Raw genomic sequence first — 580 nt, 5'->3', positions numbered from 1 at the left:
GAAACAATTTCGCTTAACAGAAACGGAGGAAAAACAAATACTAGATTTAATGAGAGAGAAAGGAGAGGATAATTTTTCTGATTTTCTCCGTAAAAGCTTACTATTGTCTGATGGACAAAAACAGATGGAAAAATGGTTCAGTCTTTGGAAACAGCAAAAGTTGGAACAAATTTGTCGCGATGTTCATGAAGTTTTGATCATTTCTAAAAGCGATCATCAGGTTACTCAAGAGCATGTTTCTATTTTGTTAACTTGTATTCAGGAATTAATTAAAGAGGTAGAAAATACAAGTCCTCTTAGTGAAGATTTTCGTAACAAATACATGAGGTAGTGGAGTGGAGCACCGATATAGAACAAATTTAAAAAAAGTCTTTTTATCTGACCTAGAATTAGTCAAATTGAATGAAAATATCTCCAAAAGTAACTGCTTATCATTCTCAGAATATGCTAGACGAACTCTACTAGATCCTGGTATGAATTTTATCACCATTGATACAACTGGTTATCAAGATTTGATTTTTGAATTAAAACGAATCGGAAATAATATTAATCAAATAGCCAGAAGCATAAATTATTCGAA

At 31.6% G+C, this 580-nt stretch carries 2 protein-coding genes; both read left to right on the top strand.

Features of this window, described 5'->3' with window-relative positions; genetic code table 11:
• On the top strand, positions 1-331 hold a 331-nt coding region (locus tag HMPREF2701_RS00170), incomplete at its 5' end, for an SAG1252 family conjugative relaxosome accessory protein (RefSeq protein WP_261674380.1).
• Between the two features lie 4 nt (positions 332-335).
• A partial coding sequence (locus HMPREF2701_RS00165) for a plasmid mobilization relaxosome protein MobC (protein ID WP_070481741.1) occupies positions 336-580 on the top strand: 245 nt, incomplete at its 3' end.

The sequence above is a fragment of the Streptococcus sp. HMSC077D04 genome, from assembly GCF_001808785.1.
GTDB classification, from domain to species: Bacteria; Bacillota; Bacilli; order Lactobacillales; family Streptococcaceae; genus Streptococcus; species Streptococcus mitis_BX.
Note: the sequence above shows the minus strand (reverse complement) of the source record. Positions and strands in the feature narration are given on the sequence as shown.